The organism is Flavobacterium micromati (assembly GCF_900129585.1).
Classification (GTDB): Bacteria; Bacteroidota; Bacteroidia; order Flavobacteriales; family Flavobacteriaceae; genus Flavobacterium; species Flavobacterium micromati.
This window is the reverse complement of the sequence record NZ_FQWF01000005.1, coordinates 87,910-102,645: the sequence shown is the minus strand read 5'-3', so window position 1 is coordinate 102,645 and position 14,736 is coordinate 87,910. Positions and strand designations below refer to the sequence as shown.

Below are 14,736 nucleotides of genomic sequence, written 5' to 3'. Positions count from 1 at the left end.
TTTAAAAGTTGTATATACGCAAGATCTTTGTAGAGTAATGCACAATCAGCTATTTTGAAAAATCGTCATTTAACACATAAAAAATACAATCCCAGTTTTTCTAATCGACCAACGATTAAAAAAATAATTTTTTTATTACTAATTCTATTTTGTCTTTCGGGATATGTTTCTCCACCGATAGCTTTGCTGCTTGGTTTACTGGTAGCAAATATTTCTGGACATCCGTTCTTACAATACAATTATAAAATTACAAATGTTTTACTGCAATTTTCGGTTGTGGGACTAGGTTTTGGAATGAATATTAATGCCGCCATGTCGGCAGGGAAGCAGGGATTTTTATTTACAATTTTATCTATATTTTGTACATTGATTTTAGGTTTTTTTCTTGGAAAGTGGTTGGATATTGAAAAGAAAACCTCCCATTTAATTTCTTGTGGAACTGCCATTTGCGGCGGGAGTGCTATTGCGGCAATCGCTCCGGTTATTGAATCAAATGAAAAGCAAACTTCTGTTGCGCTTGGAGTAATATTTATTCTGAATTCGATTGCTTTATTTTTATTTCCAGCAATAGGTCATTGGTTAGAGATGTCACAACAACAATTTGGTTTGTGGTGCGCCATTGCTATTCACGACACAAGTTCAGTAGTAGGTGCAGCCAATAAATATGGTGCTGAAGCACTTCAAATTGCGACAACTGTAAAGCTAGCTCGAGCTTTATGGATTGTTCCCGTTGCTTTATTAACATCGTTTATTTTTAAGAATAGATCTACAAGAATAAAAATTCCCTATTTTATTGGATTATTTATTTTGGCAATGCTTATGAATACTTACGTTTTGCAAGTCGCTCTTATTTCGCCTTTTTTAGTTACAATTGCTAAAATAGGATTGACGCTCACTTTGTTTTTAATAGGAGCTGGGTTGAATTTCACAGCGCTAAAATCAGTTGGTTTTAAACCACTTTTTCAAGGTTTTTTACTGTGGCTTTTTATATCTACTGCCGCATTATATTCGATACTGTACTTTACTTAGTATTGTAGCGCAGTGTTTTACGTTTGATAATATAAAATTTTAATCGGATATAGTCATATAAAAGTGCTATCAAAAGAAATGCAACTGCAACAAAAAGTGTTTTCATTTCTAATACATGATACACAAAACCACCTAAAAAACACCCAAGAAAAAAGAAAATTATGATTGATAATCGAAGGTAAATACTTGATTTTAATTTTTTCTTTTCTTCAATTTTTTTATAAAAAAATAATTGCGATAATTCAATTCCTAGATCGGTAAAGAGACCCGTTAAATGTGTCGTTCTTACGATTGATTGAGAGATTTTTGTAACCATAGCATTTTGCATCCCCATTGCAAAAAGCATTGAAAAAGCGATCCATTTTCCCTCGAGACTTGACAATTGAGTTTGAGAACCAAAATAACCAACGCTAAATAAAATTATCATTTCAAGCGAAATGGGAATTACATGAGATAAATTAGTCCGTTTTTTATAAATTAATTCGGCTAGAAAATTTGAAATAAATGCTCCAAAAAGAAAGAAAAGAATCAATAGTAAAAAAGTGATCGCTGCGGTATAATCTCGTTTCATAACTTCCTCGGCAAAAAAGGCAAAATGACCTGTTACATTTGTAGTTAATGTTTGTATCGACAAAACACCAGTGATATTAACAATTCCGGCTACTAATGACAATATAGCTGCTAGCTGTAGGTTGTGGATAAAAGTTCTGTTTTTTCCTTGATGTCGAAACATAGTGCTTATTTTCTTAGTTAATTAACAGAATCTTAAACGGTTTTTTTTCTGAAAACGAAATAAAGAAATACATTTGTGTCTCAAAAAAATAAATTTAATGAAAAATTTTAAAATTAGACCTACGTTTATTGCTTTAACCATAATTTCTGCTGCTTTTTTACTTTTGTCATGGGGCGTAATTGGACATGAACGGATTAACAGGGCAGCGGTATTAGCTTTGCCAAAACCGTTACAAACTTTTTTTTACAATCATATCGATTATATCACACAAGAATCGACCGTACCAGATTTAAGAAGAAACGTATTAAATGATAAATCAGAGCCACCACGTCATTATTTTGACATGGAAAATTTTGGCGACGTGACTACTTTTCCAAAAACAATGGATGAAGCTCAAAAAAAATATGATGAAAAGTTTTTAACAAAAAACGGAATTTTGCCTTGGCATATTCAAGATTTGATGACAAAGCTTACTAAAGCTTTTAAAGACAAAAGAAAGAACGAAATCTTGTTTATCGCAGGTGATTTGGGTCATTATATTGCTGATGCTCACATGCCTTTGCATACATCTGATAATCACGATGGACAAAATACAAATCAAAAAGGAATTCATTCCTTATGGGAAAGCCGCTTACCTGAATTGTTTGTTAACGATTATAAACTAAATGTACCAGAAGGAATTTATTTAGAAGATGTTGATAAAGCAATTTGGGAATTGATGTTTGATACACACAGTTTAGTTGAACCTCTTTTAGCAGCTGATAAAAAGTTAAGAACTTCAACTCCTGAAAATAAAATCTTTGTAACAGATGCTTCTGGAGTAATTGTAAAAAACAAATACGGTGGAACACTATATTCTGATGAATATGCCAGAAGATTTCACACAGAGCTAAACGGAATGGTAGAAAAGCAGATGAAAAAAGCAATTACCGTGACGGCTAGTTTTTGGTACACTGCGTGGGTCAATGCAGGTAAACCTGATTTGAGTAAATTAGATCCTAGCGAACTTACACAACGCAATACTAAATATTTGAAAAAAGATTTAAAAACTTTTAACCAAGGTACCCTTTTTGGTTTGATCAATGAGAAAGAATAATAATAATAATAATAGTTGCCCAATAAAAAACGGGATAGACTTTGATCGTACCCGTTTTTTTATGCTAATTAACTTTCTGATATTTATGCTTTTTTAAAATATCCGATGCCGTTTGATAATAGGCGATTGTTTCTTGTACTAAATCGGTTCTTTCTTTTTTTAGTACTATTTGGTCGTAATAAATTTGAAATTCAGGAGCCACTTTTTGGCCTTTTCTCAATGTTAACTGAAATTGTTTGACTTTTTGCTTAGGAGAAATGATGGTAAGAATATTGTTTTTTATCAAACCTAAATCCTGATATGTTGCAATGAAAGCTCGTGGTTTATAATCTAATTTTAGAACATCTTGACCATAAAATTTACTTTGATAATCAAAATTCAATAATCCTAAAACCGTTGGCATCACGTCAATTTGCGACATCAAATTAGTGTAATATTGAGGTTTTACAAAACCGGGACAATAAATCATTGCTGGAATGCGGTATTTATCAGCTGGAAGTTCTGTTTTTCCTGCACTTGATGCGCAATGATCTGCTAGAATGACAAATACTGTGTTATTAAACCAAGATTGTTTCTTGGCATTTTCAAAGAATTTTTTCATTGCAAAATCGGTATACTTTACACCGCCATCTCGAGATTTAGCATCGCCGGGAATATCAATTTTACCATTTGGGTACGTAAAAGGTCTATGATTACTAACGGTCATGATATGATTGAAAAAAGGCTTACCTGATTGTCCTTCTTTGTTCATAATAGTAATCGCTTTGTTGTACATGTCTTCATCACAAACTCCCCAAATATTATCAAAAGTAATTTCGTGCGGTGCAAAAGTTTTTTTATCTACAATATCATAATTATTGCCTGCGAAAAAATCTTCCATATTATCAAAAAAAGCATCGCCGCCATACATAAATTTTACATCATAGCCTTTATTTCTAAAAATGGATCCCGTTGAAAACTTATTTTTGTCATCTTTACGTTTAATAACACTTTCACCTGCAGTAGGAGGTAAACATAAAGTAACCGCTTCAAGACCGCGAACGGTTCTATTTCCCACAGCATATAAATTAGTAAAAACTAAACTTTTTGTTGCCAAACTGTCTAAAAAAGGCGTGATATTTTGTTCATTGCCGTACATTTTCATAAATTCAGCGCTATAACTTTCAATAGTAATGAGAACTACATTTTTATGGTTTTCGGCCGCTTCACTTTTAATCTGTCTCAGTGTTGTTTCTCCAGATAATAATGAAATTTGCTGCTTTAGTTGCACATAAGCATCAGCTTTAGGAACGGTCTTATAAAATTTAAAATAGTCTAGTTCGCTATTCATAAAGGCCAAATAAAACTTAAAAATTCCGTTTGCTTGCAATTCATTTGCGAAAATATTTGTTGAATTTTCTTTAATTGATAGTGATGGAATTGCAAGTAATGATAGTCCAAAAAGTAAAAGGTAAATTCCAGAAATTTTTATTTTCTCTACAAAAGTTGGAATGTTTTCAATATAATTCCTTGATTTTTTTACAATAAAATATGTAACTAAACCTGCAATAATAAATAAGGCTGAAAATATAGGAATTACAGGGTATGATTCCATTATATTTCCAATTACTTCATTCGTATAAATAAGATAATTTACCGCGATAAAATTGTATCGTACTCCAAATTCATTCCAAAAAAAGTATTCACTAATTCCGTTTTGCAAAATCAAAACTACATAGAGAAAAATTACGAAGGAAAATAACCAAAAACGAATTTGACTTCTATATTTTGGTAAAAAAAGTAGCAATCCAAATAAAATAGTTTTCAAACTGACAAATACCAAACCAATTTTAGGTAACGCACCACCATATTCATTAAGCACTGATTTTCCTGATAAAATGTAAAGAAACAGTGCTATAAAAACACCAAAAATAATATAGCCATAAGGTTTATGGTATTTCGAGTTAGAGATTAAAATAAGATAGAGCCACAAAAAACCACTCATTAAAACAAAAACAAAAAAGTCTGATAAAAACCCAAAAACAAATACTGATAAAGTATCAATCACTGCAAATGTAGTTTGAGTTATTGGATGGAAAAAAAGAATTATTCTGACTGACAAACTAACAATAATGTAAAAAAGAAGTAAGTAATAAAATGGTGATGCTTTCTTTGTGATATTCATTTAGATTGTGTTATTTTTTTAATGAAAAACTATAATTAATATACAAATTTACTTATTTAGAAGTTTTAAAGATTTGAATAATAATTAATATTGACTTAAGATCAAATTTCTGTTTTTCGAATAAAGATTAAAAAGAATAATTTTACATTGAATTTAATTGTGAAGTCTAGATGAAAAATAATATAACTTACATAATGCTTTTATTAGGAACAATAGGATTTTCTCAAAATTGGAAAACTAATTTTGAAGATGCAAAAAACCAAGCTATCATTGAAAATAAAAATATAGTTCTTGTGTTTTCAGGATCTGACTGGTGTGCACCGTGTATAAAGTTAGATAATAACATTTGGCAATCTGAAGAGTTCAAAAAAGAAGCAGAGCAAAAATGGATCGTTTATAAAGCTGATTTCCCTAAGAAAAAAGCTAATTTATTGCCAGCAGCTGTGACTGCCAATAATAAAAAATTAGCAGATCGCTATAATAAATCAGGCAATTTTCCTCTGGTCTTGCTGTTAGACAAATCAGGAACTATATTGGGAATTACTGGTTATAAAAACGTTTCACCTCAAGAATACATTCAACTCATTCATTCTTTCGAAAAATAATGACAAATTTATTGATTACTGTATCGCTCTTACTTAGTTTGTCAGCAGTTTCACAAATTGCACTCAAGCGCAAGATGTATATGTTGGGAAGTCCTTTTGAAGTTACTGCTGTCGCAAAAGATACTGTGAAAGCTAATGAGTATATTGATTTGGCTATAGCCGAAACAAAACGAATCGAGAATTTAATTTCTGATTGGATTCCCACTACACAAATTTCTGACGTAAATAGAAATGCAGGAATAAAACCTGTAAAAGTAGATGCAGAAGTTTTTGATTTAGTAGAACGTTCCATCAAAATTTCCCAAATTACAAAGGGTGCATTTGATATTTCGTACGCTTCCATGGATAAAATATGGAAATTTGATGGCAGTATGAAAACAATGCCTACAGCAGAAGCGATAAAAAAATCAGTGGCGAAAATAGACTATAAAAATATTATTTTAAACAAAAGTGAGCACACCATTTTCCTGAAACTAGCCGGAATGAAACTAGGTTTAGGCGGAATAGGTCAAGGGTATATTGCTGATAAAGTGAAAGATTTACTTTTTTCAAAAGGCTGTTTGTCAGGAGTTATCAATGTTTCAGGAGATATTAATGCTTGGGGAAAACAACCAGATAGAAAACTGTGGTCAATAGGCATTGTGAATCCTTTGAATAAAAATAAAGTTTTTGCCACATTCCCATTAGAAGATAGTGCTGTCGAAACTTCTGGCAGTTATGAAAAATACGTTATTTTTAATGGAATTCGTTATTCTCATATTATAGATCCTCGAACTGGTTATCCGGCCACAGGAATAGTAAGTATATCTGTTTTTGCAAAACAAACCGAAATAGCCGATGCGATGGCAACAGGAATTTTTGTGATGGGTGTAGAAGTAGGTTTAGACCTTGTAAACCAAATTAAAGGTGTTGAATGCATTATTGTTGATGATCAAGGTAAAATTCACTCCTCAAAAGGAATAGACATTCAAAAATATAAATAAATAAAATTATTTAAAATGACAAAGAAAATGGTATTTCTATTTTTTTCAATATTAATGTTGCAGTCTTGCAGCCCTGTAAAAGAATATGAAAAAGAAAAAATTAACGATCCTGATATGAAACTGACGGCACGAACTGTAGAACGATACGAGACTTCATTCCAAGTGTATCGCGAAGCTGCGGCTGGAGCTAATGGAGGGAAATCTGGTGGTGGCTGCGGTTGTAATTAAAGAATAATAGCAGTTTAGTTAATAAAATTCAATTTGTTAAAAAATGAAAATAAAAATTATAGCTCTTTTTATCTTAATGTCTGTTTCGGCATTTGCACAAGATAAAGAACCGGAATTTAAAAAAAGAGTACTAGAAAATATAGAAGTTGACTTTTTGACCAGTTATTACGATCAAGATGGAGCGAGATCAGCCGTATCGGGTGGACTTGGATCAGAAAAACTTGCTGATGTTGCTTTAAATATTATTGTAGCGATGCCTTTGAACGATGATGATGTTTTAACTGTTGATTTAGGAATTTCAGCTTATACTTCTGCTTCTTCCAGCAATATAAATCCTTATGATTCTGGTGCAAATCCCACACCTTGGCAAGCTTCATCTGGTGCTTCTCAAAGTGATCAGTTAGTTTCTGCAGTTGTAAATTACAGTCATAACAGCGATTCCAGAAATTTTATTTGGAATACTGATGTTTCATTTTCAAATGAATATGATTATACTTCAATAGGTTTTGGTGGTGGAATTGCGAGTCTTTTTAATGAGAAAAACACAGAATTGAGTTTAAAAGTAAATGCCTATTTAGATCAATGGCGACCAATATATCCAAAAGAATTAGATGAATATGCAATTTATGGTTCAAACTTTGTAAATCAAGGCTATTTGGCTGGGCGATCTATTTTTAATCAAAACGGTTTGTCAACATCTGCTTACGCTCCGTCAGCTTTTGAATCAATAAGTGGCGTGAAGAGAAATTCATTTTCAGCCGCCCTAGGTTTTTCTCAGGTTCTAACTAAGAAGTTACAAGTTTCATTTTTTACAGATATTGTGCAACAACAAGGATTATTGTCATCTCCATATCATCGAATATATTTTGCTGATAAAGCTAATTTCTATATTGGACAGCCACAATACATAAGTAATTATGAAAATGCAAGTAATGTGGGTGTGTATAAACTAGCTGATGATATAGAAAGATTGCCAGATTCTCGATTTAAAATACCAGTTGGAGCCCGGTTAAATTATTATTTGAGTGAGAAGTTTATAATTAGAACTTATTATCGCTATTATTCTGATAATTGGAACATTCAAGCTCATACAGCCAATATTGAACTTCCGATAAAATTATCTGATAGATTCACTGTTTCTCCAATGTATCGTTATTATGCACAAACTGCTTCTAAATATTATGCACCGAATGAAACTCATTTATCAACCGAAAAATATTATACTTCAGATGCTGATTTAGCGGCCTTTGATGCTAATCAATATGGTTTTGGAATTAATTATACTGATATTTTTACAGCCGCAAAAATTTGGGAATTTGGAATCAAGAATATTGATTTTAGATTTAATCATTACGAACGTAGTGACCATTTACAAGCTAATATAGCATCAATTGCTTTTAAATTTATTATGCAATAATCCATATTTTAAAAAAACAGAAATTATGCATATACTAATTGTAGAAGACGAAGCGGGGATTGTACAGTTTCTGCAACAAGGTTTAGAAGAGGAAGGCTATCAAATAAGCAGTGCCTTTGACGGACTTCAAGGTTTTGAATTAATTCAAAAACAAAATTTTGATTTAATTTTACTCGATTGGATGCTTCCCAAAATGAACGGATTAGAACTTTGTAAAGCCATACGGTTGAAAAATAATACGACACCAATTATTTTTTTAACTGCTAAAGATACCGTTCAAGAAACAATTGAAGGACTCAAAGCCGGCGCGAATGATTATATTAAAAAACCATTTAGCTTTGACGAATTATTGGAGCGTATTAAAATTCATTTTAGAAAGCAAAAAGAAAGTGAAATTCTTACTCTTGGAACAATAGAAATTTTTATAGCCAAACATCTTGTTTTAGTCAATAAAAATGAAGTAGCTTTGACGCAACGCGAATTTGAATTACTTACTTATTTAGTCAAAAACAAAGGAAATGTATGCACTAGAAATCAGATAATTGAAGATGTTTGGGACATTCATTTTGAATATGATACCGGTGTTATTGATGTATTTATTAATGCGATACGTAAAAAATTGAATTTAAAAATCGAACAAGACTATATAAAAACAGTTCGAGGCGTTGGATATATTGCTAATGATTAATTAAAAATGGAGCAACTTTCTTTTAAAAATAGAATCGCTTTCAATTATATTGTAACTACTGCTTTATTAATTTTTGTAGTTTTCTTTATCATTTATTCTATAGTAAAATTTAGTGTTTACAGTCACGTAAATACTGATATTACTAGCGAAGTGAAGAAACATATTGATGAAATTAAAATTGAAGGCAATACTTTTTATTTGATTCATCGCGAGGAATGGAAAGAACGAGAACACAACACGCTTGACGTAAATCCGGTGTTTATTCAGTTTACAGATAGCAACGGAAAAGTTATTGAAAAATCGCCTAACCTTAAGCGATCTAGTTTAGCTTTTAAACCTGACCAGGCCGAAAATAACCTTTTCGACACTAAGTTAGCCAATAGCGCAATCCGGCAAATACAAGTTCCCATTTACGAAAAAACAAAAATAATTGGGTACATAATAATCGCTATGTCGCTTGAAGACGCGACAATGGTGCTCAACAATTTAGCAGAAGTGCTCATAATAGCATTTCCTATTATTTTAATTTTACTTTTCATTATCGCACGATTTATTGCCGGTCGATTTATAAAACCTATAAGTTCAATTATTACGACCTCTAATATTATTACCACAGATAATTTGACTTCTCGAATCCTTTTGCCTCCAAACAAAGATGAATTGTATGTGTTATCACAAACGATAAATAATTTATTAGATAGAATTGAAACTGCTATTAAAAGAGAAAAACAATTTACTTCGGACGCGTCACATGAATTGCGAACTCCACTTACAGTTATTAAAGGAACGCTCGAAGTGCTAATTCGAAAACCTAGAGATCACGCACAGTATGAGGAAAAGATCAATTTTTGTGTAAAAGAAGTCAATCGTTTAAATCACTTAGTCGATCAGCTGCTTTTACTCGCTCGTTTTGAAAACCAAAAGCAAACGATCAAAACTGAGAAAGTATATTTGAATGCGTTATTTTTAGATACAATTGCACGCCATTCCTCAGCCATCAAAGTAAAAAAAATAGGAGTTTCAAATGATTTTTCAAAAGATTTTTATTTCGAAACGGATCTATATTTATTTTCAATTGTAATTAATAATTTGATTTCAAATGCGGTAAAATATTCGAATGAAAATGGAAGTTTAACAATTGAAATAAAAGAAAGCAATTCTAAAATTGAATGTCATATCATCGATTCAGGTATTGGAATACCGCAAGAAGATTTAGAAAGGATTTATAATCCGTTTTACAGATCAAAATCCAGTGATCACCCAGAAATAAAAGGAACGGGTTTAGGTCTTTCTATTGTAAACAGATTGTGCTCGTTGCTGGCAATTGAAATTGTAATTAACAGTCAAGAAAGTAAAGGTACAAGTGTAATTTTAAGCTTATGTGAATCACAAATTAAGTAATTCTTAAGGAAATTCATATCTTTGAGCCTTACTTTTGAAGTATAAATAAGATAAAAAATGCTTGATAAAATTATAGCTTTCAGTTTAAAAAACAAACTAATTATTTTACTTTTCACGCTGGGAGTTTTTGGATTTGGAATATTTTCTGTTTTCCAAATTTCAATAGGTGCCGTTCCTGATGTAACTAACAATCAGGTGCAAGTAATTACAACTTCTAGAAATCTTTCTACTCAGGATATTGAACAGTATATTACCTATCCAGTAGAAATTGAAATGGCAAATTTGCCTGGAGTAACTGAAATTCGATCTATTTCTAAGTTTGGTTTATCGGTTGTTACTATTGTCTTTGAAGATGATTTGGGAACCTATTTACCAAGACAGCTCATTGCTGAAAAAATTAAAGCAGCGACAGAGAAAATTCCGCAAGGTTTTGGTACACCAGAAATGGGACCAATAACTACAGGACTTGGCGAAATTTACCAATATACATTAGAAGTAAAGCCGGAATTCAAAGATAATTATTCGGTTACTGATTTGCGAACTATTCAAGACTGGGTTGTAAAACGGCAATTATCAGGTATAAAAGGAGTTGTAGAAATCAACACTTGGGGTGGCTATTTAAAACAATATGAGGTTGCCATTGACCCAGCGCGATTAAAAGCAATGAATATTACGACAAACGAAATTTTTACTGCACTTGAAAAAAACAACAGTATCGCTGGCGGAGGATACATTGAAAAGGTAAATCAAAGTTATTTTATACGAGGGGAAGGAAAAGTAAAATCTCTAGACGACATAGGAAATATAGTTGTAGCTAATAACAACGGCGTTCCTATTTTTATCAAAAACGTTGCTGAAATACGTTTCGGTCATGCCAACCGTTTTGGAGCAATTACTGGCAATGGAGAAGGCGAAAAGGTTTTAGGACAAGTTATGATGCTGAAAGGCGGAAATTCAAAACAAGTAATCGATGATGTTAAAAATAGAGTTACCGAAATCCAAAAATCATTACCAGAAGGTGTTTACATTAATGGTTTCTTAGAGCGTAGCGAATTAGTTGGAAAAACGACTTTCACTGTTGCCGAAAACTTAATTTTAGGTTGTTTAATTGTAATTTTTGTAGTCGTTTTGTTACTGGGAAATTGGCGTTCTGGTTTAGTCGTTGCTTCGGTAATTCCATTGTGCTTACTATTTGCGATTTCGTTTATGAATATTTTTGGAATTGATGCTAATTTAATGAGTCTTGGCGCTATTGATTTTGGAATCATAATTGACGGCGCAGTAATTATTGTTGAATTTATTGCGTTCCAAATAGCAAGTAAATCAGCTCATTTAATAAATCTTGATAAAAAAGAACGGCAGTTAGCAATAGATGACATTACTCGTCAAAGTGCATCTAAAATGATGAATTCGGCTATTTTTGGTCAATTGATTATTTTAATTGTTTTTATTCCCATTCTTTCACTGTCAGGAATTGAAGGTAAAATGTTCAAACCTATGGCAATGACTTTTAGTTTTGCTTTATTAGGTGCAATGATTTTCTGTTTTACTTATGTTCCGGTAGTTTCGTCTTTATTTTTAAAACCTGTAGCCGAAAATCCAAATTCAATCTCAGCAAAATTAATTCGCAGACTAAACTCTTGGTATTTACCTATAATTACTTGGGCAATAAATAACACCAAAAAAATCCTTTACAGCGCAGCAGGATTGCTATTATTGGCTGGAGGATTATTTGCAACAATGGGAGGCGAATTTATTCCAACTTTAGATGAAGGTGATTTTGTCATTCAGCCAGTTTTAAAAACGGGAACCTCGCTGACGAAAACAATTGCTACAACGACAAAAATAGAAAAAATCATTCTCAAAAATTTTCCTGAAGTAACTCAAGTTATTAGTAGAATTGGCGCTGCTGAAGTTCCAACAGATCCAATGTCAATGGAAGAAAGTGACGTCATTGTCAAATTAAAACCAAAATCAGAATGGACTTCGGCATCAAGCAAAGATGAATTAGCAGACAAAATTAAAGCAGCTCTCGAGAAAGAAATTCCTAACATGGAAATTGAATTTACGCAACCCATAGAAATGCGTTTCAACGAATTAATATCGGGAACTCGCTCTGACATTGCAGTGAAAGTTTTTGGCGAAGACTTAAATATTTTGGCACAAAAAGCACATGAAATAAAAAATGCGATCGCAAAAGTCGAAGGCGCATCAGATATAATAATAGAAAAAACAGAGGGTTTACCACAAATGTCGGTGATTTACGATCGGTCTAAAATTGCTCGTTACGGACTAAACATTTCTGATTTAAACGACATGATTTCTCTTGGCTTTGCCGGAAAAACAGTTGGAAATGTGTTTGAAGGGGAAAAACGTTTTGACATGGTTGTTCGTTTGGCGCAAACCAATCGACGCGATATTGAGGATTTACGCAGTTTATATGTTTCAATTCCAAATGGAGAACAAATTCCGCTTAGTGAATTAGCTTCAATCGAATACACCGAAGGTCCTGCAAAAATTTCACGTGACGATACCAATAGGAGAATTGTTGTGGGAATCAATGTAAGAAACCGAGATTTGCAAAGTGTGGTTACTGATATTCAAAAAATTGTGGATAATAATATTAAGCTTCCCGTTGGATATTATGTTAAATATGGAGGACAATTTGAAAATTTACAAAGCGCTAAAGCACGTTTATTGATTGCAGTTCCTATAGCATTATTCCTGATTTTTGTTCTTTTATATTTTGCTTTTGGATCAGTAAAAGAAGCGTTAATGGTTTATTCTGCGATTCCACTTTCAGCCGTTGGTGGCGTTTTATTTCTTTGGATACGAGATCTACCATTCAGTATTTCGGCTGGGGTTGGATTCATTGCATTATTTGGTATCGCAGTCTTGAACGGGATTGTACTTATTGAACATTTTAAAGAACTCAAACATCAAGGCATGAAAGATATCGATGAATTAATTATAAAAGGTACTACTGATAGATTGCGTGCTGTTTTACTAACCGCATCAGCCGCCGCTTTAGGTTTTTTACCAATGGCAATTTCATCATCAGCAGGAGCAGAAGTGCAAAGACCATTAGCGACTGTAGTAATTGGCGGATTATTCACAGCAACAATTTTGACTATGATTGTACTGCCCATTTTGTATAAAATATTTGAACAAAAAAACTTCAAAAAATTAAATGTGAAATCGAATCAAAAGTTTACCATTTTAATTTTATTATTAGTAAGTTCATCATTTACTTTTGCACAAAATTCTAATTCTGAATTAGAAGGTTTATTGTCTACAGCAATTCAAAATAACAAAGGTATAAGAGCAGCACAACTGCAAGTTGACAAAACAGAAGCGAATATAAAAACAGCTTACACTTTTGATAAAACTAATATTTATTACAGCTTTGATCAGAATAATTTAGCATTAAACGATCTGCCTATTAGAGTTTTTGGTGCGCAGCAACGCTTTGCTTTTCCTACGGTTTACGCTGCACAAGAAAAGGTCTTTAAATCTGAATTTGAAAGAGAAAAAGCCACCTTCAGCATTCAAAAAAACAAGCTCAGCTTAGCCGTTTCTAAATCTTATCAGCAGATAGTTTATTTACAAAATCAAGAAAAATTGTATTCTTATTTGGATAGCTTATATCAAAATTTCTCTAAAGCTAGCGACAGACGCTTTGAATTAGGTGAAACTAATTATCTGGAGAAAATTACGGCGCAAGCTAAATTTAGACAAATAAGAACTAAACTTTCTCAAATAGACAAAGACAAAAAAGCGCAATATGAATTACTACAATCATTACTTCAAACTGATGAAGAAATAATTATAAAAACTAATTCAATTACTCCAGTAGAAATTGTAAATGAGACTTCAAGTAAGGTGTTTTACAGTTCTTATTTAGAAAGTGTTACTTCTAATTTTAAAAACCAAATTACTTTACAAAAACAGCATTGGTTGCCTGATATTAATTTAGAATATTTTCAGGGCAAAAATAACGGCTTATCACAATCTTTACATGGTTTTCAAGTTGGTGTGGCATTGCCAATATTATTCTCTGGGAATATTTCTAAAACCAAAGTTGCAAAGTTAGAATTACAAAGTTGGGAACAGCAAAAGCAAAATGAAGAAGTAAAAATAGAGCAATACATCAAACAAAAAACCAATGAATTAGCTAAATATCAGGAAGCGATAAATTACTATAATGCATTTGGAAAAAAATTATCAGATGAAATTATAAAAGTTGCCAACAGTAGTTATAAAAATGGAGAAATTGACTTTTTTCAATACATTCAAAGTCTTGAAAATTCGACAATCATTCAAGTTGAATATTTAGACACAATATTACATTTCAACCAAACCCAATTAGATTTACAGTACTTAAATATATAA

At 32.0% G+C, this 14,736-nt stretch carries 11 protein-coding genes; 9 read left to right on the top strand and 2 right to left on the bottom strand.

Annotated features, from left to right (window positions below; translation table 11 throughout):
- Nucleotides 1–114 precede the first annotated feature (114 nt).
- Nucleotides 115–1,029 (top strand): YeiH family protein, encoded by a 915-nt coding sequence (locus tag BUB42_RS06725; protein ID WP_396177673.1) that lies wholly within the window; start codon nucleotides 115–117, stop codon nucleotides 1,027–1,029.
- Here BUB42_RS06725 and BUB42_RS06720 read toward each other — a convergent pair.
- The gene (locus tag BUB42_RS06720) at nucleotides 1,022–1,762 is read right to left on the bottom strand and encodes a YoaK family protein (RefSeq protein ID WP_073018449.1); all 741 of its coding nucleotides are present in this window, start codon (nucleotides 1,760–1,762) and stop codon (nucleotides 1,022–1,024) included. The two genes, BUB42_RS06725 and BUB42_RS06720, sit on opposite strands and share 8 nt — an antisense overlap.
- Nucleotides 1,763–1,859: 97 nt before the next feature.
- Here BUB42_RS06720 and BUB42_RS06715 point away from each other — a divergent pair, with 97 nt between their 5' ends.
- The gene (locus BUB42_RS06715; protein WP_073018447.1) at nucleotides 1,860–2,858 is read left to right on the top strand and encodes a zinc dependent phospholipase C family protein; all 999 of its coding nucleotides are present in this window, start codon (nucleotides 1,860–1,862) and stop codon (nucleotides 2,856–2,858) included.
- A gap of 64 nt (nucleotides 2,859–2,922) precedes the next feature.
- Here the strand turns inward: BUB42_RS06715 and BUB42_RS06710 are convergent, their stop codons facing one another.
- Nucleotides 2,923–5,022 carry an LTA synthase family protein gene (locus BUB42_RS06710; protein WP_073018445.1) on the bottom strand — a complete coding sequence of 700 codons (2,100 nt, stop codon included), beginning with the start codon at nucleotides 5,020–5,022 and terminating at the stop codon, nucleotides 2,923–2,925.
- A gap of 170 nt (nucleotides 5,023–5,192) precedes the next feature.
- Between BUB42_RS06710 and BUB42_RS06705 the strand changes: the two genes are divergently transcribed.
- The 7 genes from BUB42_RS06705 to BUB42_RS06675 are packed head-to-tail and all read left to right on the top strand — an operon-like array spanning nucleotide 5,193 to nucleotide 14,736.
- Entirely contained in the window at nucleotides 5,193–5,627 is a 435-nt protein-coding gene (locus BUB42_RS06705) for a thioredoxin family protein (RefSeq protein WP_073018443.1), read from the top strand.
- Nucleotides 5,627–6,610, top strand: coding sequence for an FAD:protein FMN transferase (locus tag BUB42_RS06700; protein WP_073018442.1), 984 nt, complete (start codon nucleotides 5,627–5,629; stop codon nucleotides 6,608–6,610). The genes BUB42_RS06705 and BUB42_RS06700 overlap by 1 nt, the downstream gene beginning before the upstream one ends.
- A 15-nt stretch (nucleotides 6,611–6,625) precedes the next feature.
- Entirely contained in the window at nucleotides 6,626–6,838 is a 213-nt protein-coding gene (locus BUB42_RS06695; RefSeq protein ID WP_073018440.1) for a DUF4266 domain-containing protein, read from the top strand.
- 43 nt (nucleotides 6,839–6,881) lie between these two features.
- A complete protein-coding gene (locus BUB42_RS06690) occupies nucleotides 6,882–8,255 on the top strand; it encodes a DUF3570 domain-containing protein (protein ID WP_073018429.1) in 1,374 nt (457 codons plus the stop codon).
- Nucleotides 8,256–8,280: 25 nt separating this feature from the next.
- On the top strand, nucleotides 8,281–8,943 hold the full coding sequence (locus BUB42_RS06685) for a response regulator transcription factor (protein ID WP_073018779.1): 663 nt from the start codon (nucleotides 8,281–8,283) through the stop codon (nucleotides 8,941–8,943).
- A 6-nt stretch (nucleotides 8,944–8,949) separates the two neighbouring features.
- Nucleotides 8,950–10,344, top strand: a complete 1,395-nt coding sequence (locus BUB42_RS06680; protein ID WP_073018427.1) for a sensor histidine kinase — start codon at nucleotides 8,950–8,952, stop codon at nucleotides 10,342–10,344.
- A 57-nt stretch (nucleotides 10,345–10,401) separates the two neighbouring features.
- Entirely contained in the window at nucleotides 10,402–14,736 is a 4,335-nt protein-coding gene (locus tag BUB42_RS06675; protein ID WP_073018425.1) for a CusA/CzcA family heavy metal efflux RND transporter, read from the top strand.

Excerpts from the sequence above, each read along its gene's own strand:
- BUB42_RS06675 (WP_073018425.1), top strand. The coding sequence starts at position 10,402 with ATGCTTGATAAAATTATAGCTTTCAGTTTAAAAAACAAACTAATTATT.
- BUB42_RS06680 (WP_073018427.1), top strand. The coding sequence starts at position 8,950 with ATGGAGCAACTTTCTTTTAAAAATAGAATCGCTTTCAATTATATTGTA.
- BUB42_RS06695 (WP_073018440.1), top strand. The coding sequence starts at position 6,626 with ATGACAAAGAAAATGGTATTTCTATTTTTTTCAATATTAATGTTGCAG.
- BUB42_RS06685 (WP_073018779.1), top strand. The coding sequence starts at position 8,281 with ATGCATATACTAATTGTAGAAGACGAAGCGGGGATTGTACAGTTTCTG.
- BUB42_RS06690 (WP_073018429.1), top strand. The coding sequence starts at position 6,882 with ATGAAAATAAAAATTATAGCTCTTTTTATCTTAATGTCTGTTTCGGCA.
- BUB42_RS06700 (WP_073018442.1), top strand. The coding sequence starts at position 5,627 with ATGACAAATTTATTGATTACTGTATCGCTCTTACTTAGTTTGTCAGCA.
- BUB42_RS06705 (WP_073018443.1), top strand. The coding sequence starts at position 5,193 with ATGAAAAATAATATAACTTACATAATGCTTTTATTAGGAACAATAGGA.
- BUB42_RS06715 (WP_073018447.1), top strand. The coding sequence starts at position 1,860 with ATGAAAAATTTTAAAATTAGACCTACGTTTATTGCTTTAACCATAATT.
- BUB42_RS06710 (WP_073018445.1), bottom strand. The coding sequence starts at position 5,022 with ATGAATATCACAAAGAAAGCATCACCATTTTATTACTTACTTCTTTTT.
- BUB42_RS06720 (WP_073018449.1), bottom strand. The coding sequence starts at position 1,762 with ATGTTTCGACATCAAGGAAAAAACAGAACTTTTATCCACAACCTACAG.